This window comes from Zoogloea sp. (assembly GCF_041914405.1).
Classification (GTDB): Bacteria; Pseudomonadota; Gammaproteobacteria; order Burkholderiales; family Rhodocyclaceae; genus Zoogloea.
On the sequence record NZ_JAYSDK010000018.1, the window covers coordinates 19,081 to 37,825 of the forward strand.

General features: G+C 64.5%; 14 protein-coding genes. 12 read left to right on the forward strand and 2 right to left on the reverse strand.

Translation table 11 applies throughout. The features are described from left to right. Positions 1-61: 61 nt before the first annotated feature. Positions 62-718 carry a class II aldolase/adducin family protein gene (locus tag ACE3RX_RS12320; protein WP_374483861.1) on the reverse strand — a complete coding sequence of 219 codons (657 nt, stop codon included), beginning with the start codon at positions 716-718 and terminating at the stop codon, positions 62-64. 127 nt (positions 719-845) lie between these two features. On the opposite strand from ACE3RX_RS12320, the gene ACE3RX_RS12325 reads away from it, so the two are divergent. Further along, positions 846-1,307: an Rrf2 family transcriptional regulator gene (locus tag ACE3RX_RS12325; protein WP_374483864.1), complete on the forward strand. Its 462-nt coding sequence runs from the start codon at positions 846-848 to the stop codon at positions 1,305-1,307. A gap of 56 nt (positions 1,308-1,363) precedes the next feature. Here ACE3RX_RS12325 and ACE3RX_RS12330 read toward each other — a convergent pair whose 3' ends face one another. Further along, a complete protein-coding gene (locus tag ACE3RX_RS12330; protein WP_374483866.1) occupies positions 1,364-3,160 on the reverse strand; it encodes a sigma 54-interacting transcriptional regulator in 1,797 nt (598 codons plus the stop codon). 748 nt (positions 3,161-3,908) lie between these two features. Between ACE3RX_RS12330 and benA the strand changes: the two genes are divergently transcribed. The 11 genes from benA (at position 3,909) to ACE3RX_RS12385 (ending at position 18,681) form a co-directional block, all read left to right on the forward strand. After that, on the forward strand, positions 3,909-5,282 hold the full coding sequence (benA, locus tag ACE3RX_RS12335) for a benzoate 1,2-dioxygenase large subunit (protein ID WP_374483869.1): 1,374 nt from the start codon (positions 3,909-3,911) through the stop codon (positions 5,280-5,282). Further along, the gene (gene benB, locus ACE3RX_RS12340) at positions 5,282-5,767 is read left to right on the forward strand and encodes a benzoate 1,2-dioxygenase small subunit (RefSeq protein WP_374483871.1); all 486 of its coding nucleotides are present in this window, start codon (positions 5,282-5,284) and stop codon (positions 5,765-5,767) included. Before benA ends, benB begins: the two co-directional genes overlap by 1 nt. 60 nt (positions 5,768-5,827) lie before the next feature. Beyond that, the gene (gene benC / locus ACE3RX_RS12345; RefSeq protein WP_079437424.1) at positions 5,828-6,844 is read left to right on the forward strand and encodes a benzoate 1,2-dioxygenase electron transfer component BenC; all 1,017 of its coding nucleotides are present in this window, start codon (positions 5,828-5,830) and stop codon (positions 6,842-6,844) included. Beyond that, positions 6,841-7,626 (forward strand): benzoate diol dehydrogenase BenD, encoded by a 786-nt coding sequence (gene benD, locus ACE3RX_RS12350; RefSeq protein ID WP_374483874.1) that lies wholly within the window; start codon positions 6,841-6,843, stop codon positions 7,624-7,626. The genes benC and benD overlap by 4 nt, the downstream gene beginning before the upstream one ends. Before the next feature lie 55 nt (positions 7,627-7,681). Further along, entirely contained in the window at positions 7,682-8,998 is a 1,317-nt protein-coding gene (locus tag ACE3RX_RS12355; protein ID WP_374483876.1) for an MFS transporter, read from the forward strand. Positions 8,999-9,043: 45 nt separating this feature from the next. After that, a complete protein-coding gene (locus ACE3RX_RS12360) occupies positions 9,044-9,991 on the forward strand; it encodes a catechol 2,3-dioxygenase (RefSeq protein WP_374483878.1) in 948 nt (315 codons plus the stop codon). Positions 9,992-10,229: 238 nt separating this feature from the next. Continuing rightward, positions 10,230-11,690, forward strand: a complete 1,461-nt coding sequence (locus ACE3RX_RS12365; protein WP_374483880.1) for a 2-hydroxymuconic semialdehyde dehydrogenase — start codon at positions 10,230-10,232, stop codon at positions 11,688-11,690. Positions 11,691-11,796: 106 nt separating this feature from the next. After that, positions 11,797-12,579: a 2-oxopent-4-enoate hydratase gene (dmpE, locus tag ACE3RX_RS12370; RefSeq protein WP_374483882.1), complete on the forward strand. Its 783-nt coding sequence runs from the start codon at positions 11,797-11,799 to the stop codon at positions 12,577-12,579. Between the two features lie 19 nt (positions 12,580-12,598). Then, positions 12,599-13,387, forward strand: coding sequence for a 2-oxo-3-hexenedioate decarboxylase (gene dmpH / locus ACE3RX_RS12375; RefSeq protein ID WP_374483884.1), 789 nt, complete (start codon positions 12,599-12,601; stop codon positions 13,385-13,387). 158 nt (positions 13,388-13,545) lie between these two features. Further along, on the forward strand, positions 13,546-17,082 hold the full coding sequence (locus ACE3RX_RS12380; protein ID WP_374483887.1) for an indolepyruvate ferredoxin oxidoreductase family protein: 3,537 nt from the start codon (positions 13,546-13,548) through the stop codon (positions 17,080-17,082). A gap of 228 nt (positions 17,083-17,310) precedes the next feature. After that, positions 17,311-18,681: a porin gene (locus ACE3RX_RS12385; RefSeq protein WP_374483889.1), complete on the forward strand. Its 1,371-nt coding sequence runs from the start codon at positions 17,311-17,313 to the stop codon at positions 18,679-18,681. Positions 18,682-18,745: the final 64 nt, after the last annotated feature.

An 18,745-nucleotide genomic window follows, 5' to 3' on the forward strand; every position in this document is an offset into this window, starting at 1 on the left:
TCTGTTGGGATTGTTTTGTCGAACTGCAGGGGGCGATGGGGAGCGCCCCCGTTAAGGGAAATCAGTAAGTGCGGGTCTGCTCGGAATGGACGGCCGTGGCCGGCTGGCCGGCGGTCAGCGCGATACGGCAGATGTGTTCCAGTCGTTCCACGTGCTCGAAGGCCTCCCAAGGAGTCCGGCCGACGGCGACGACGCCATGGCGATCCAGGCCGACGATATGCGGCGCCGGTCCCAGCGCTGGCTGGAAGGCGGCTTCGCAGGCTTCTGCCAGCTCCAGGCTGGTGGCAGGCAGGGCCGGTACGTCCTGGCCGACGCGGGTGTAGCGGGTGACTTCAGGGAAGCCGGCCGACAGTTCGGCGAGTTGGTGACCGGCATACAGCGCGGCGACGGTATGAGTCGGATGCAGGTGGAGGACGGTCAGCTTGCGGCCGCCAAGGCGTACCTGCAGGCGGCGGTGGAGTTCCAGCTCGCCCGACGGCTGGGGATAGGCGTCGGCCGCCAGCGTGCCGTCGGCAGGGACGTAGACGAACTGGGTCGGCACCAGCGCATGTTTGATGACGCCGCTGGCCGACACCAGAAAGCCGCGCCCGTCGGTCATCGCCACGGAGATGTTGCCGTCGCGGGTGCTGATCCAACCGAGCTTGTAGGCGCGCCGCATCACGGCGCAGGCTTGTTCCAGTGTCGGGTGTTCCGGGGGCGTGTTGCGCTGGGGCTTCATGCGGGTCTCTCCGTGGTTGTTGGGTATTGGTTTAAGTTGACTCTAAAATGCATCTTTAAAAGAGTCAACGAAAATGAATCTTTAAAGGAATCCCCTATAATCGGAGCAATCAATGCCCGGAACGGGCGTGTTTCAGAGTCGATCGCCGGCCATGCACATCACCCAGCACACCGATTACGCCTTGCGCGTCCTGATTTTTCTGGCTTCCAACGAGCATCGCTTGCCGACGATCCAGGAGATCTCCGAGCGTTTCGAGATCTCCCGCAGTCACCTGATGAAGGTCGTCAATCAATTGATCCGCAACGGTTTTGTCGAAGGTATCCGCGGCAAGGGCGGCGGTCTGCGCCTGGCTCGGCCGCCGGCGGAGATCTGGATTGGCGAAGTGGTGCGCAAGATGGAGGTAGATCTGGCCCTGGTGGAGTGCTTCACCGAAGGCAGCCGCTGTCTGCTGACTTCGCGCTGCCGCCTGAAGGGCGTGTTCGACGTCGCGCTGGAGGCCTTCTTCAAGTCCCTCGACACAGTGAGCCTGGCCGAGGTGCTAGGGCCTACCCAGCGCGAGATCCTGCATGTGCTGACTCGCGTGGAGTAAGCACCCGCAATGGGAGGAGGGTAGCGCGCCCCGGTCGGAGCGCGCAGCAGTCGGGCTTACTCGCCCTCGTTGATGATGCCCCGGCTCTTCAGGCGATAGACCATCTGCGGCCGGGTGATGCCGAGCAGGCGCGCAGCGGCGGCAACATTGCCCTGGGCGCGTTCGATGGCGCGCTTGAGGAGGAGGGTTTCGATCTCGTCCAGCGACACCTTGTCGCAGTCGTCGTGATCGTCGAGGAGCAGGTTGCTGACGCGCCGGCTGACGCGTTCGACTTCCCGGTCCTGGGTCAATTCGGTGACGAAGACCGACGGGTCCATGGCCACCAGCTTGCCGTCCTTGTTGATCGTGAAGCGCTGTTCGGTGAAGCGCTCGCCGCTGGTGAACAGGTGGGGGGCGTCGATGGCACCGCCCTCCGGCGCGAGGATCACGCCGCGCTCGATGACGTTCTCCATCTCGCGAATGTTGCCCGGCCAGTTGTAGGACAGCATGGCGTCCACCGCCCGCTGCGTGAAGCCGGTCAGGCGGCGCCCGTGGCGGGCGTTGAACTTGGATAGGAAATGGGTCATCAGCAGCGGGATGTCCTCGCGGCGCTCGCGCAGCGGGGTGATGCGCACCGGGAAGACGTTGAGGCGGAAGAACAGATCCTCGCGGAAGCGCCCGGCCTTCACCTCGTCGCGCAGGTCCACGTTGGTTGCGGCGATCACGCGCACGTCTACCTTGCGGGTCTGGGAGTCGCCGAGGCGTTCGATCTCGCCCTCCTGCAGCGCCCGCAGCAGCTTGCCCTGGGCGCTGGCGCTGAGGGTGCCGATTTCATCCAGAAACAGGGTGCCGCCGTCGGCCCGCTCGAAGCGGCCCAGGCGGCTCTGCAGCGCACCGGTGTAGGCGCCGCGTTCGACGCCGAACAGTTCGGACTCGATCAGCTGTTCCGGGATCGCCGCGCAGTTAACCGCAACGAAGGGCTTGTCGGCGCGGGAGCTGAGGCGGTGCAGTGTGCGCGAGAAGACTTCCTTGCCGACGCCGCTCTCGCCGAGGAACAGTACCGTCGCCTGGGTCGGCGCGACGCGGCGTACCAAGTGCATTACCGAATTGAAGCTGGGCGACATGCCTACAGGCATGTCGGTAGGGATCTGTTCTGCGCCGGGCTGACCGACCCCACAGGCCGGCCGCACGACATTCGGCGGCACGCCCATCTGCAGGGTCTCGGGCATCATGTAGCGCAGATCCTCGGCGGCCTCCGGGCCCCATTCCTCGACTAGCTTGCCGATGATGCGGCAGACGGAGTGGCCCATCGACTGGCACTCCACCTCCCTGTACAGCACCTGGCGGCCCATGAACTCGGAAGAGAAGCCCGACGCGTAGCCGATCTGCATCCAGCAGGCCGGCTCGGTGCCGATGGAGAAATGGCGGATGTGCTCCTCGTCCTCGACGGGGCTGGTCCAGATGAACTCGCCGTAATGAATGCCGCGCTCCACGTCGCATTCGATGCGTACCGCCTCGGAGATGCCGATGCCTTCCAGGCAGTGCATCTGCGGGCCGACCACAAACATGTCGCGGATCGAGGTCTTGGGGCGCACCTTGCGGGCCAACTGCGCGTCGGCAACGCCGGCGTAGTAGCCCATGCGGGTCATGAAACCACGGGCCACGTCGAGACCCAGCAGTTCGATCATGTCCCGGCGCAGCATGCCCAGCGCCTTGGCGTGGACCAGCAGCATGCGCTGGTCGTCCAGCCAGATGCGGCCGTCGCTGGTGGAGAAGTGCAGCCGCCCCATCAGGTCGTTGACCTCGGGGAACAGCACCTTCTCGGCTTCAACCTGCTCGGGCGGCACGACCGGCAGATGACCTTGCGGAATCACGGGTGGACGGCTGGCCGATTTCACAGGCGAACCTCCCGGGCATTGCGGGTTCTGGCGTGCATTGTCTCTCCCTCCTCAATGCTTATAGGTCTGAATCAGAGTCGCGGGTTGTAGCACGCGGCGTGCCTGAAGCCGATTCGATGTCGGCAATACCGAAGATACGCCGGTTGGCGGGTGGCGAACAACTCCAAATGACCCTGCCGCTTGCAGGGGCGTGAATGCATTGATTCATTGTGCAGTGCATTATTAATGAATGGATTAAAGCATTTGATTCATTTGCTCAGGTGCTTCGATGCCCGGCGAAGCATACCTGTGCCCCTCCAAAAAATCTCGAGAATTAACCTAAATCCCGCGCCAGCTCTGGGTTGCGCCGATTATGCTAATTGACTTTACGCAAGAGCTGGCACGCCTTTCGCTATCAGGTCTCCCGCAAGGCCAGACTCAACGTAATGCTCGATCAGCCAACGAATTGAGCAAATCCGGAGTCCGGTGAACAGGACAGAGCCTCGCAGACAAGCAGGCCAGGAACGGAGACGAGAATCATGCCGCAGATGCTTTCCCCCCGCGATCCGCCCTAGGCGGTCGCTACCCCGGCCGCCATTCGGCGGCGCCCTTACCGAAGCCCGTTTTGCCCTTTGTGCGTGTCGACCTGCCAGGTCGGCGGCAGGGCAGGGCTCGGCCCGAAGAAATCGTTTTGCACCAGCGCCCGTGGGCGATTTTTGATTCAGACCGCGAATAGGAGACCAGCGTGACCCAGATCCGCCACGACACCCAGACCCGTCTCGACAAGCTCGATGCCCTGCTTGAAGAGGATCCCGTCAATCATATCTACCGCCTGGATCGCTCTGCCTTCACCGATGAGGAATGGTTCGAGCTCGAGATGAAGTACGTCTTCGAGGGCAACTGGGTCTATCTCGCCCACGAAAGCCAGATCGCCAACGTCAATGACTACATGACCGTCTACGTCGGCCGTCAGCCGGTGGTGCTGACCCGCGACAAGACCGGCAACCTGAATGCGCTGCTCAACACCTGCACGCACCGCGGCGCGCAGCTGGCCCGCCACAAGAAGGGCAACAAGTCGAGCTTCACCTGCCCGTTCCACGGCTGGACCTTCAACAACGCCGGCAAGCTGCTGAAGGTGAAGGACCAGACCCCGGACGCGGGTTACCCCGACAGCTTCAACTGCAACGGCAGCCACGATCTCGTCAAGCTGGGCGCTTTCGAAAACTACCGTGGTTTCCTGTTCGGCAGCATCAACCCGGACGTCAAGCCGCTGGTCGAGCATCTGGGCGAAGCCGCCAAGATCATCGACATGATCGTGGATCAGGCACCGGAAGGCATCGAGGTGCTGCGCGGTTCCGGCTCCTACGTCTTTGACGCCAACTGGAAGCTGCAGGCCGAAAATGGCGCCGACGGCTACCACGTCACCGCCACCCACTGGAACTACGCCGCCACGCAAGGGCGCCGTACCACCGACGGCAAGGTCGACACCATCAAGGCCATGAGCGCCGGCGGCTGGGCGCGCAAGGGCGGCGGCTCCTACTCATTCAAGAATGGCCACCTGGTGTTGTGGACCAACTGGGCCAACCCGGAAGACCGCCCGCTGTGGGCCAAGCGCGACGAGTGGGTTGAGAAGTTCGGTGAAGCCAAGGCCGACTGGATGCTCAGCAAGTCCCGCAACCTGTGCCTGTACCCCAACGTGTATCTGATGGACCAGTTCAGCTCGCAGATCCGCGTGCTGCGCCCGATCTCCGTCGATAAGACCGAAGCCACCATCTACTGCATCGCCCCCAAGGGCGAAGCCCCCGAAGCCCGTGCCCGCCGCCTGCGTCAGTACGAGGACTTCTTCAACGCCACCGGCATGGCCACCCCGGACGACCTGGAAGAGTTCCGCTCCTGCCAGCAGGGCTTCAACGCCCGCGCTGTGAAGTGGAACGACATGACCCGCGGCTCGGTGCACTGGGTTGAAGGCGCCGACGACAACGCCAAGGCGATCGGCCTCAAGCCGGAACTGTCCGGCGTCAAGACCGAAGACGAAGGCCTGTACACCGTGCAGCACAAGTACTGGGTCGAAGCCATGAAGAAAGCCATCCACGCTGAAGAAAACAACGGAGACAAGTGATGCTGTCCTACGAAGCCATTCAAACCTACCTGTACCAGGAAGCCCGTGCCCTCGACGAACGCCGCTGGAACGACTGGCTGGCCTTCTACGCTGAAGACGTGGAGTTCTGGATGCCGTCCTGGGATGACGACGGCACGCTGACCACCAATCCGCAGAACGAAGTCTCGTTGATCTACTACGCCAACAAGCAGGGTCTGGAAGACCGCGTGTTCCGCATCGAGACCGAACGCTCGAGCGCCACCATTCCGGACACCCGCACCGGCCACGCGATCAACAACCTGGAGATCCTCTCCCAGGACGACAGCACGATCCGGCTGCGCTTCAACTGGACCACCCATAGCTACCGCTACCAGATCGTCGATACCTACTTCGGCACGTCCGAATACACCCTCGACGTTACCGGTCCGAAGCCGCTGATCAAGCGCAAGTACGTGGTCCTCAAGAACGACCACATCCATCACGTGCTGGACATCTACCACATCTGATGTATCGGGCCCGCCGGAGGGCGGGCCCTTGTTTTACTCCACGACAGAGGGGCGCTCACCATGACCTACAACATTGCGCTGCAGTTCGAAGATGGGGTCACCCGCATCATTCCCTGCGAAGCCGACGAGCTGGTGGCGGATGCCGCCTACCGGGCCAAGATCAACATTCCGCTGGACTGCCGTGACGGCGCCTGCGGAACCTGCAAGTGCCACTGCGAAAGTGGCCGCTACACCCAGGGCGTGTACATCGAAGACGCCCTGACCGACGACGAAGCTGCGCAGGGCTACATCCTCACCTGCCAGATGCGCCCGGAATCCGACTGCGTGATCCGCGTGCCGGCCTCGTCCGCCGCCTGCAAGACCGAAGTGGCGACCCACGGCGGCAAGCTGTCGAAGATCGACCGCGACTCCGCGACCACCGTGTCTTTCTCCCTGCAGGCCGACAAGCCGCTGTCCTTCCTGCCGGGCCAGTACGTCAACCTGAACGTGCCGGGCACGCAGGAAACCCGCGCCTATTCCTTCAGTTCCGCGCCCAACCGCAATGAGCTGTCCTTCCTGATTCGCGACGTCCCCAACGGCCTGATGAGCACCTTCATGCGCAGCAAGGCCAACACCGGCGACGCGATGACCTTCACCGGCCCCTACGGCAGCTTCTACCTGCGCCCGGCGCAGCGCCCGATCCTGATGCTCGCCGGCGGCACCGGCCTGGCGCCGTTCCTGTCCATGCTGCGCTGGCTGCAGGACAACCCGACCACCCAGCCCATCCTGTTGGCTTACGGCGTCAATACCAACGACGACCTCGTCGAACTGGACACCCTGGAAGCCCTGAAGGCGGCGATGCCGAACTTCGACTACTTCACCTGTGTGGTGGATGGCGCCAGCGGCCACCCGCGCCTCGGTTATGTGACCGATCACCTGACACCGGCCAACCTCAATGAAGGTAACGCGGATGTGTACGTCTGCGGGCCTCCCCCGATGGTCGAAGGCGTGCGCAAGTGGATGGCGGGCGCAGGCGTGGCCCCGGCCAACTTCTACTTCGAGAAGTTCTCCGCCTCCAGCGAAGGAGCCGCAGCATGAGCCGTGCCGATCGCTTTACCGACAAGGTCGTCATCGTCACCGGCGCGGCCCAGGGCATCGGCCGCGGCGTGGCCCTGAACGTAGCCGCCGAGGGCGGCCTGGTACTGGCGGTGGATCGCTCGCCGCTCGTTGAAGAAGTCGTTGCCGAGATCACCCAGGCCGGCGGCAAGGCGGCGGCCTTCCAGGCCGACCTGGAAACCTTCGCCGGCGCCGAGTCGGTGGTGGCCGAGGCGCTGGCCCGTTTTGGGCGCGTCGATGTGCTGATCAACAACGTCGGCGGCACGATCTGGGCCAAGCCCTTCGAGCATTACGAAGAGGCGCAGATCGAGGCGGAGATCCGCCGCTCCCTGTTCCCGACCCTGTGGTGCTGCCGCGCCGTGCTGCCGCCGATGCTGGCGCAGAAGAAGGGCGTCATCGTCAATGTGTCGTCCATCGCCACCCGTGGCGTCCATCGCGTGCCGTATTCGGCCGCGAAGGGCGGCGTCAATGCGCTGACCGCCTCCATCGCCATGGAGCACACCAAGGACGGCATCCGCATCAACGCCACCGCGCCCGGCGGCACCGAGGCGCCGCCACGCCGCATCCCGCGCAATCAGGCCCAGCCGACCGAGCAGGAGCAGGCCTGGTACCAGGGCGTCATCGACCAGACCATCGATTCGAGCCTGATGCACCGCTACGGCACGATCGACGAGCAGGTGGCCCCGATCCTCTTCCTGGCTTCTGACGAGTCCTCCTACATCACCGGCTCGATCGTGCCGGTCGGTGGCGGCGACCTCGGCTGAGGCCGTCGGCTTCGTCCCTCCCCATTTTTCATAACAACTAAATAAGCGAGACAACATGGCACAGATCGACGTACACAAGCTCACCGATCACGCACGTTTTGGCGGCTTTCATGGCCTCGTGCTGTTCTGGTGCGCCCTCATCATCATCTTCGACGGCTACGACCTGGCGGTAGCGGGCATTGCGCTGCCGTCGATCATGAAGGAAATGGGCGTTTCCCCGACCAACGCTGGCTTCATGGTTAGTTCGGCATTGTTCGGCATGATGTTCGGCGCCATCTTCCTCGGCACCATCGCCGACAAGATCGGCCGCCGTTGGGCCATCGCGATCTGCATGCTGTTGTTCAGCGTGTTCACGGCCGCTGCCGGCTTCACCTCCGACCCGGTGAGCTTCAGCATCACCCGCTTCCTGGCGGGGCTGGGCATCGGCGGCGTGATGCCGAACGTGGTCGCCCAGATGACCGAGTACTCGCCGCGCAAGATGCGCAGCACGCTGGTGACGCTGATGTTCAGCGGCTACTCGGTGGGCGGCATGCTGGCGGCGCTGCTCGGCAAGGGGTTGATCGAGAGCTACGGCTGGCAGTCGGTGTTCGTTGCTGCCGGCCTGCCGGTGCTGCTGATCCCGCTGATCCTCAAGTCGCTGCCGGAATCGATGGCCTTCCTGATTAAGCACGGTCGTGCCGAAGAGGTGAAGCGCATCCTGCCGCGCATCGAGCCGTCCTACGTGCCGGCCGCCGGTGACGAGTTCATGCTGCCCCACGCTCACCATGCCCATGGCGCGCCGATCGGCAAGCTGTTCCAGGATGGCCGTGGCTTCAGCACCACGATGTTCTGGGTCGCCTTCTTCATGTGCCTGTTCATGGTGTACGCCCTCAGCTCCTGGCTCGCCAAGCTGATGGCCGGTGCCGGCTACAGCCTCGGCTCGGCGCTGACCTTCGTGCTGGTGCTCAACTTCGGCGCGATGATCGGGGCCATCGGTGGCGGCTGGCTGGCCGACCGCTTCCACATCAAGTACGTGCTGGTTGGCTTCTACGCGCTGGCGGCGGTGTCGATCACGCTGCTCGGCTACAAGGTTCCGACCGAAGTGCTGTACGTGCTGGTCGGTCTGGCCGGTGCCTCCACCATCGGCACGCAAATTCTCACCTACGCCTATGTCGGCCAGTACTACCCGATGGCGGTGCGCTCCACCGGCATCGGCTGGGCGTCCGGCGTCGGCCGCAGCGGCGCGATCCTGGCACCGATTGTTATCGGCACCCTGGTCGGCATGTCTCTCCCGCTGCAACACAACTTCATGGCCATCGCGATCCCCGCAGTGATCGCCACCCTGGCCGTTTCGATGATCAACCACGGTCGTTCCGCATCCGCCCATCACTGAGCGGAGCAGGGCCGAACCGACATATCCAACCAGGAGATAAATCAAATGGCAATTACCGGCGTATTGCGCCCCGGCCACATTTCCCTGCGTGTGCTTGAGCTGGAACCCGCGCTCAAGCACTACAAGGACGTGCTGGGGCTGATCGAAGTGGAGCGCGATGCCCAAGGCCGCGTGTTCCTCAAGGCGTGGGACGAACACGACCACCACAGCATCGTGCTGCGCGAGGCGGACAACGCGGGCATGGACTACATGGGCTGGAAGGTCGACTCCGTCGAGACCCTCCACAAGCTGGCTGCCGACCTGGAAGCCTGCGGCCTGTGCTCCGACCTCGGCTGGATCGAGGCGGGCGAGCACCCCAAGACCGGCAAGCGCTTCCGCTTCACGGTGCCCACCGGCCACGTGATGGAGCTGTTCGCCGAGAAGGAACAAATCGGCAACAACTGCGGCACCGATGGCCCGGACGTCAACCCGAACCCGTGGCCGGACGGCCTGGTCGGCATCTCCCCGTCGCGCTTCGACCATTGCTTGCTGTATGGCGATGACCTTGATGGCTCGGTGAAGGTCTTCACCGAGGTACTCGGCTTCTACATCACCGAGAAGGTGGTGCTGAAGAACCAGCCGGAGTTCATGATCGGCACCTTCCTGACCTGCGCCAACAAGGCCCACGACGTGGCCTTCATCCGCCAGCCGGTGAAGGGCAAGCTGCACCACGTGTCCTTCGAGCTGGGCAGCTGGGAGAAGGTACTGCACGCCGGTGATGTGCTGTCCCGCACCCACACCTCGATCGACATCGGGCCGACCCGCCACGGCATCACCCGCGGCGAGACGATCTACTTCTTCGACCCGTCCGGCAACCGCAACGAGGTGTTCTCCGGCGGCTACATCGCCTATCCGGACAAGCCTGTCATCACGTGGTACGACGAAACCCTCGGGCCTGCGATCTTCTATCACGACCGCAAGCTCAACGAGGCTTTCCTGAGCGTGTTCACCTGATTCTTGCAGCATCCACGGCGACGCCCGCAAGGGCGTCGCAATGGGACAACTACCGAATAAAAAAATATCGAGATTTTAATTAAATCTCGCTAAACTAGATTCAGTCGATCGACCGAGGCCGAGAACAGCGCCCCCGCCGAGCGATCAATCCGGAAGAAGTGTCCAGCTCCCGTCGGGCCGTGCCCGCCCAGGTGCCGTGACCAGCCGGGCCTACGAGACCTCAGACAGTGAGAAAGACATGAAAGAATTCAAGAACTTCATCAACGGCGAGTACGTCACCAACGTCAGCGGCAAGACCTACGAAAACCGCAACCCGGTGGACAACTCCCTGATCGGCTTGGTCCATGAGGCCGGCAAGGCTGAAGTGGATGCCGCCGTGGCCGCCGCGAAGGCCGCGCTGCACGGCCCCTGGGGCAAGCTGTCGGTGGTCGAGCGCTGCAAGATGCTCGATGGCATCGTCGCCGAGATCAACAACCGCTTCGATGACTTCCTTCAGGCCGAAATCGCCGACACCGGCAAGCCGGCCCACTTGGCGTCCCACATTGATATTCCCCGCGGCGCGGCCAACTTCCAGATCTTCACCGACACCATCAAGAACGTCTCTACCGAGTCCTTCGAGATGCGCACCCCCGATGGCAAGACCGCGCGCAGCTACGGCGTGCGCACGCCGCGCGGCGTGATCGCGGTGATCAGCCCGTGGAACCTGCCGCTGCTGCTGATGACCTGGAAGGTTGGCCCGGCGCTGGCCTGCGGCAACACCGTGGTCGTCAAGCCCTCCGAGGTCACCCCGGCCACCGCGACCCTGCTCGGCGAAGTGATGAACAAGGTCGGCGTGCCCGCCGGTGTGTACAACGTGGTCAACGGCTATGGCGTGGATTCCGCTGGCGCGTTGCTGACCGCCCATCCCGACGTGGACGGCATCACCTTCACCGGCGAGACCAAGACCGGCACCGCCATCATGAAGGCCGGCGCTGATGGCATCCGCCCGGTGTCCCTGGAGCTGGGCGGAAAGAACGCCGCCGTGGTGTTCGCCGACTGCGACTTCGAGAACGCGGTCAATACCGTCACCCGTTCGGTCTTCGAGAACTGTGGCCAGGTCTGCCTGGGCACCGAGCGCGTGTATGTCGAGCGCCCGATTTTCGACAAATTTGTGAATGCACTGAAGGCCAAGGCCGAGGCCATGAAGCCGGGTCTTCCCTTCGATCCGGATACCAAGATCGGCCCCCTGGTCAGCAAGGTGCACCAGAAGAAGGTGCTGTCCTACTACGAGAAGGCCAAGGCCGAAGGCGCTACCATCGTCACCGGCGGTGGCGTGCCCAACATGCCGGACGCGCTGAAGGACGGCTGCTGGGTCGAGCCGACCATCTGGACTGGCCTGCCGGAAACCGCCTCCGTCGTGCGTGAGGAGATCTTCGGACCGTGCTGCCACATTCAGCCCTTCGACACCGAAGAAGAAGCGGTGCGTATGGCCAACGACACCAAGTACGGTCTCGCTACCTCCATCTACACCCAGGACATCAGCCGCGCCAGCCGCCTGGCCACGCAGATCGAAGTCGGTCTGTGCTGGATCAACAGCTGGTTCCTGCGTGACCTGCGCACGCCTTTCGGTGGCTCCAAGCAGTCCGGCATCGGCCGTGAAGGCGGCCTGCACTCGCTGGAGTTCTACACCGAGCTGCGCAACGTGATGATCAAGTACTGACCTGACTCCGCTCCCACGGCGCACTGTCCCCATGGTGCGCCCGCCGGCCCTGGCTCCCTCCCTCTGGGGCCGGCACCTACACCTAACAGACTGACGGAAGCCTTCCATGAATCAGAACAAGATCGAGCAATACGGTGACGAGCTCTACAACGCGCTGATCACCCGCACCGCGGTGGACCCGCTGACCGACCGCGAACCCGAGATCACCATCGAAGACGCCTACAAGATCCAGCTGCGCATGATCCAGCGTCGCCTGGACGCCGGCGAGACCATCATCGGCAAGAAAATCGGCGTCACCAGCAAGGTGGTGATGGACATGCTCAAGGTGAATCAGCCGGACTTCGGCCAGATGACCTCCGGCATGATCTACAACGAGGGCGAAGCGATCCCCGTTGATTCCATGATCGCCCCCAAGGCCGAAGCCGAAGTGGCCTTCATCCTCAAGCGCGACCTGCAGGGCCCCGGCGTTACCGCGGCCGACGTGCTGCGCGCCACCGAATGCGTGGTGCCGTGCTTCGAAATCGTCGATTCCCGCATCCGCGACTGGAAGATCAAGATCCAGGACACCGTCGCCGACAATGCCTCCTGCGGCGTGCTGGTGCTCGGCGGCGTGCGCAAGAGCCCGCGTGACCTCGACCTGGCGCTGGCCGGCATGGTCCTCGAGAAGAATGGCGAGATCATCAGCACCTCCACCGGCGCTGCCGTGCAGGGCTCTCCGGTCAATGCCGTGGTGTGGCTGGCCAACACCCTTGGCCGCCTGGGCATCGCCCTGAAGGCCGGCGAGGTGATCCTGTCCGGCTCCCAATCCCCGCTCGTCCCGGTCAAGGCCGGCGACAGCCTCACCTGCAGCGTCGGCGGCCTGGGCGGCACGTCGGTGCGCTTCATCTGATTCCAGCAAGGGCATTCCCATGAAACTCGATCAAGCCACCATCCTCTCCCTCGCCGAGCACCTGGAAAGCGCCGAGCTGCAGGCACGTGACGTCACCAAGATCACCGACGACCATCCGGACATGGACTGGGACGACGCCTACGCGATCCAGGACGAAATCCGCCGCCGCAAGGAAGCCCGCGGCAACAAGGTGGCCGGTCTCAAGTGCGGCCTCACGTCCTTCGCCAAGATGAAGCAGATGGGCGTCGACGTGCCGGTGTTCGGCTTCGTCGCCGACTACATGGCCCGCCCGGACGGCGGCGACATCAAGCACAGCGAGCTGATCCACCCGAAGGTCGAAGCCGAGATCTGCATCGTCACCAAGGCTCCGCTGAAGGGTCCCGGCTGCCACGTGGGCGCCGTGATGGCAGCGGTGGACTTCGTGCTGCCGGCAGTGGAAGTCATCGACTCCCGCTACCGCGACTTCAAGTTCGACCTGAAGAGCGTCATCGCCGACAACACTTCGTCGGCCCGCTTCGTGGTCGGCAACACCATGCGCGACCTTGAAGGCCTGGACCTGCGCACCCTCGGCGTGGTCATGGAAATCAACGGCGAGATCAAGGCGATGGCCGCCGGCGCGGCCGTTCTCGGCCACCCGCTGACCGCCGTCGCGATGCTCGCCAACCACCTGGGCGCCCGCGGCCAGGAGATCCCGGCTGGCACCTTCATCATGACCGGCGGCGTCACCGAAGCCATCGCGGTGAATCCGGGCGACCACGTGAACGTGCGCTTCCAGGATCTCGGCTCCGTCTCGATGCGCTTCGTCTAAAGCACGGCCCGGCGGACTCGAGTCCGCCGGCCGCGAATCTCGCCCCGAATCCCGGCCTGCGCCGACGCCTGGCGACGCTCCCCGCGAGCGTGGCCGGGACTCGCTCGGCCTGCAGTACCGGTTGGAGGAGGGTGGGGCGACCGGAAGAGGACTTTTCCATGTCATCCAAGCAAGACCTTTCGAACATCTTCACGCAGGAACAGGGCAGCATCAATCTGGGCGGTATCGACGCGCTGGTGCGTCTCAGCCTGGACCAAGTGCGCACAGACGCCCGTCGCGGCCTCAAGACCGGCATGTTCATCTCGGGCTACCGCGGTTCGCCGGTCGGCATGCTCGACGCCGCGCTGATCAAGCAGCAGAAGCTGCTCCTCGAGAACCACATCCATTTCGTCGACGGACTCAATGAGGACCTGGCCGCCACCGCCGTGTGGGGCACGCAGATGATGCACACCGTCGGCAAGCCCAAGTTCGATGGCGTGACCGGCATGTGGTACGGCAAGGCGCCGGGTGTGGACCGCAGCGGCGATGCGCTGAAGCACGCCAACTACACGGGCATCGGCAAGAACGGCGGCGTGCTGGCGATTGCCGGTGACGATCCGAGCTGCAAGAGCTCGTCCCTGTGCAGCCAGTCGGAGCCGATGCTCTACCACGTGGGCATCCCGTCCCTGTTCCCCGGCAACGTGCAGGAGATCCTCGACCTGGGTCTGCACGGTTACAACATGTCCCGCCTGTCCGGCCTGTGGATCGGCATGAAGATCGTCACCAACGTGGCGGACGGCAGCGGCACGGCCAATGTGGACCCGGCGCGCCTCAACTTCGTGACGCCGGATCTCAACTTCGACGGCAAGCCCTTCTTCCCCAACATGAACCTGGGGATGAACGTGCGCGTCGAGGCGCTGGAGATGGAACAGTCCTTGTACACCCGGCGCCTTGAAGTGGCGCGTCGCTACGCCCGCGCCAACAAGCTCAACAACATCGTCTTCGAGAACAAGGACGCCTGGCTCGGCATCGTCACCGCCGGCAAGACCTACAACGACGTGCGCCAGGCCTTCCTCGAGATGGGCCTGGACGACGAGGCGCTGCGCCGCTACGGCATCCGCATCCTCAAGATGGGCATGCTGTTCCCGATGGAACCGACCATCGTGCGCGAGTTCGCCGAGGGGCTGGAAGAGATCTTCGTCATCGAGGAAAAGCGTCCCTTCCTCGAGATGTTCGCCAAGGAAGTGCTCTACGGCCGTGCCAACGCGCCGCGCATCGTCGGCAAGTTCGACGACGAGGGCAAGGAGCTGCTGCCGCACTACGGCGAGTTCGAGTCCGACGTGATCGCCCGTGCGCTGCTCAAGCGCCTGTCGCGCAAGGCCCGTGTCGAATCGGCCGAGGCCTGGATCAAGCGTCTCGACGAGATCCATGCGCGCAACAAGCTGCCGACCATGAACCGTACCGCCTGGTACTGCTCCGGCTGCCCGCACAACAGCTCGACCGTCGCGCCGGAAGGCAGCATCGTGTCGGCTGGCATCGGCTGCCACACGATGGCCATGTGGATGGACCGCAACGTGGTGATGGGCACCCACATGGGCGGCGAAGGCGCCCAGTGGATCGGCATGGCGCCTTTCACCGACACCCAGCACATCTTCCAGAACATGGGCGACGGTACCTACGCCCACTCCGGCAGCCTGGCGGTGCGCTACGCGGCCTCCACCGGCGCCAACATCACCTTCAAGCTGCTGGTTAATGCGCACACCTCGATGACCGGCGGCCAGGAGATCATGGGCGCCCACCCGGTGGCGGCGATGGTCTCCGACCTGCTCGCCAACGGCGTACGCCGCGTCATCGTGACGACCGACGACCTGTCCGACTACTCCGGCGTCCAGCTGCCTGGCCACACCGAAGTGTGGCACCGCGACCGCCTCGACGAGGCCCAGCGCGAGCTGGCCGCCACGCCGGGCACCACCGTGCTGTTGCACGACCAGGAGTGCGCCGCCGAGCTGCGCCGCGCCCGCAGCCGTGGCAAGGCCGCCGAGCCGGCGGAAGTCACCATCATCAACGAGCGGGTCTGTGAAGGCTGCGGCGATTGCGGCGAGAAGTCTAACTGCATGAGCGTGGAGCCGGTCGAGACCGAGTTCGGCCGCAAGACGCGCATCCACCAGTCGTCCTGCAACAAGGATTTCTCCTGCGTGAAGGGCTTTTGCCCGTCCTTCGTGACGGTCACGCCGAACCCCGAGCCGGCCGCCGGCGACGCGCCGAAGAAAAAGAAGAAGGGCCGCATTCCGGCCTTGGAGCGGGACATCCCGCAGCCCGAGTTCAAGATCACCGGCGATTTCGGTGTGCACGTGATGGGCATCGGCGGCACCGGCTCCGTGACTGTCGTGGCGACCCTCGCCAACGCCGCGCGGATGGAAGGCAAGCACGTGGTCGGCCTCGACCAGACCGGCCTGGCCCAGAAGGGCGGGGCGGTGATCTCGGACATCAAGGTGAGCGCGCAGCCCTTTGTCGGCGCCAACAAGATCTCCGACGGCAGCGCCGATCTGTATCTGGGCTTCGACATCCTCAACGCGACGGATCCGAAGAACCTGGACAAGTGCCACCCGGAACGCACCATCGCCATCGTGTCCACCACCGAGACGCCGACCGGCCACATGGTCTCCGACCGCCATGTACAGTTCCCGGCGGTGACTGGGCTGACTGCCGGCCTCAACCGCGTCACCCGCAAGGCCGACAACGTCTTCCTCGACGGCCAGGCGCTGGCCGAGGGCCTGTTCGGTGACAGCATGGCGACCAACCTGTTCATGGTTGGCGTGGCCTACCAGGCCGGCACGCTGCCGCTGGCTGCCGAGTCCATCGAAACGGCGATCCGCCAGTCCGGCGTCGGCGTGGAGATGAGCCTTGCAGCCTTCAAGTGGGGCCGCATGGCGGTGGTGGACCGGGCCTTCGTCGAGGCCGAGGTCGCCCGCGGCAATGCCCCGGTGATCGCGCTGCGTGCCGTGCCGGCCCTGACGCCGGCAGCCCGCGCCATTCTCGACACGGTAGGGGCCCAGGGCGAACTCAAGCGCCTGCTGGAGGTACGCATCCCCGAGCTGATCGCCTATCAGGACGAGGCCTATGCCAAGCGCTACGCCGATGTGGTGAAGAAGGTGCACGGCGCCGAATCCCGTCTGCTGCCCGGCCAGACCGCGCTCGCCGAGGCGGCCGCCCGCTACCTCTACAAGCTGATGGCCTACAAGGACGAGTACGAGGTGGCCCGCCTGCACAGCGATCCGGCCTTCCTGGCCCAGCTCGATGCCCAGTTCAAGCACGGCTACACGCTCAAGTACCACCTGGCGCCGCCGCTGCTGGCCGACCGAGATCCGAAGACCGGCGAGTTGCAGAAGAAGGTGTACGGCCCGTGGGTGCAGAAGGCCTTCCGCCTGCTGTCCCGCTTCAAGAGCCTGCGCGGCGGCAGTCTGGACGTTTTCGGCAAGAGCGCAGAGCGCCGCGAGGAACGCCAGGCCATCGAGGATTACATCGTGCTGCTGGATGACATCGTCGCCCGGCTCGACGCCGCCAATCACGCGGCGGCGGTGGACCTGGCCAGCGTGCCCGACGAGATCCGCGGCTACGGCCACGTGAAGGAGAAGAACGTGGCCGCCGCCAAGGCCCTGCAGGCCGAACGCCTGGAGGCCTTCCGCAACGCCCAGCCGCTGCAGATGCGGGCCTGAGCCAAGGGCCCCGGGGGTCTGGGCAGAGGGCTGTGGGGGCGAATTCATTCGCCCTCCATCGCCCGCATTCCTTGACCAAGCTCCGCGGGCGAATGAATTCGCCCCCACGGGAAATCGCTCCCACCAGTAGAACACCGGGCCGGCGGCTCTATTGCCGGCCCGACATACAGCCCCCACAGAGGGGCCAACCCATCCCGGCTAATCACCGGACCAAGGAAGAGACTGACCATGCAGAACAACAAGCCCGCCACCCTCCGTCGCCCGCTGAGCCTGCTCTTGCTGGCTGCCTTCGGCAGCGCCGCCGCCCCGGCCTTCGCTGAAAGCGAGATCGACGCGCTCAAGCGCGAACTGGCCGAACAGCGCCAGCTGATCCAGCAGCTCATGAAGAACCAGGAAGAGCAGAAGAAGACCGAGATTCAGACCGGCGGCCCGGCCCGTGGCGCCGGCCTGCAGATGGGTGTACCGACCGGCCCGTCCGGCACGCTGACGATCTACGGCGTGGCCGATGTCAGCGCCTCGACGGTGAACAGCGGCTACGGCCAGAAGTCCACCATCGGCTCCGGCGGCATGTCCTCGTCGCGGATCGGCTTCAAGGGCGAGAAGGAACTCGGCGACGACGTGAAGGCGGTGTACCTGATGGAAGCCGGCCTGCTGTTCGACACGGGCTCGGTCGGCACCGGCGCGATCACGCCGGGCATCAACAACACCGCGGTGTCCAGTGGCGGCCAGACCAGCAACGGCAGCCAGATCTTCTCGCGCCAGATCTACGCCGGTCTCTCGACCCGTTTCGGCACCGTCACCGCCGGCCGTCAGTATGCCGGCTCCTACACCTCGTCGGTGATGTCCGCGGCGATGGGCGCCGGCTTCTTCGGTTCGTCCGCTGGCCTGCTGCCGGTGATCGGTGGCATGCCGACGCGCCTGAACAATTCCCTCGTCTACGCCTCGCCGAAGGTCGCCGGCTTCTCCGGTCAGCTGACGCTGAGCAGTGGTAGCGAGAACAACGTGAACATGGTGACGCCGGTCGCTGCGGGTTCGACGACGGTGACCACCGACAAGGCCGGCCGTGGCGGCGACCTGGCGTTGTTCTACAGCGGCGGCCCGCTGAACGCGACCTTCACCACCTGGAGCCTGGATAACGGCAGCTACGTGGCCCCGGCGACCGGCGCGCAGGAGACCGGTCTCGCCAAGCGGCGCGGCTGGCAGGTCGGCGGCAGCTACAACCTGGGCTTTGCGACCCTGTACGGCAACTATGTGGCGGGCCGGATCAGCGGCGGCAACTACGAGAACGTGACGGGCACCCTGTCCAAGGCCGAAGGCTGGAGCGTCAGCGCCGGCATTCCGGTGTGGCGTGGCAAGGCTTTCGTGAGCTACAGCCAGCTCGACGACAAGTCGATCAAGAACCGCGACGCCAACCTGCTGGGCCTTGCCTACGCCTACAAGCTGCAGGACAGCACGACGCTGTACGGCACCTGGGGCAAGGTGCTCAACAAGGCCAACGGCACCTACAGCCTGACCGACGGCGGCAACCTGGTCGGCACCGTCGCCAAGCCGGGCTACGACCCGAACGGCTACATGGTCGGTGTGAACCACGTGTTCTAAAGCCGCAGCGGCCTTGCGTAGCAAGGCCTGAAGCAAGAGAAAGAACTGCGGGGGCGATTCACAT

Bases quoted from the DNA above. Each gene is read 5' to 3' on its own strand.
- ACE3RX_RS12320 (WP_374483861.1), bottom strand. From the start codon at position 718: ATGAAGCCCCAGCGCAACACGCCCCCGGAACACCCGACACTGGAACAA.
- benB (WP_374483871.1), top strand. From the start codon at position 5,282: ATGCTGTCCTACGAAGCCATTCAAACCTACCTGTACCAGGAAGCCCGT.
- benC (WP_079437424.1), top strand. From the start codon at position 5,828: ATGACCTACAACATTGCGCTGCAGTTCGAAGATGGGGTCACCCGCATC.
- benD (WP_374483874.1), top strand. From the start codon at position 6,841: ATGAGCCGTGCCGATCGCTTTACCGACAAGGTCGTCATCGTCACCGGC.
- ACE3RX_RS12355 (WP_374483876.1), top strand. From the start codon at position 7,682: ATGGCACAGATCGACGTACACAAGCTCACCGATCACGCACGTTTTGGC.
- ACE3RX_RS12360 (WP_374483878.1), top strand. From the start codon at position 9,044: ATGGCAATTACCGGCGTATTGCGCCCCGGCCACATTTCCCTGCGTGTG.
- ACE3RX_RS12365 (WP_374483880.1), top strand. From the start codon at position 10,230: ATGAAAGAATTCAAGAACTTCATCAACGGCGAGTACGTCACCAACGTC.
- dmpE (WP_374483882.1), top strand. From the start codon at position 11,797: ATGAATCAGAACAAGATCGAGCAATACGGTGACGAGCTCTACAACGCG.
- dmpH (WP_374483884.1), top strand. From the start codon at position 12,599: ATGAAACTCGATCAAGCCACCATCCTCTCCCTCGCCGAGCACCTGGAA.
- ACE3RX_RS12380 (WP_374483887.1), top strand. From the start codon at position 13,546: ATGTCATCCAAGCAAGACCTTTCGAACATCTTCACGCAGGAACAGGGC.
- ACE3RX_RS12385 (WP_374483889.1), top strand. From the start codon at position 17,311: ATGCAGAACAACAAGCCCGCCACCCTCCGTCGCCCGCTGAGCCTGCTC.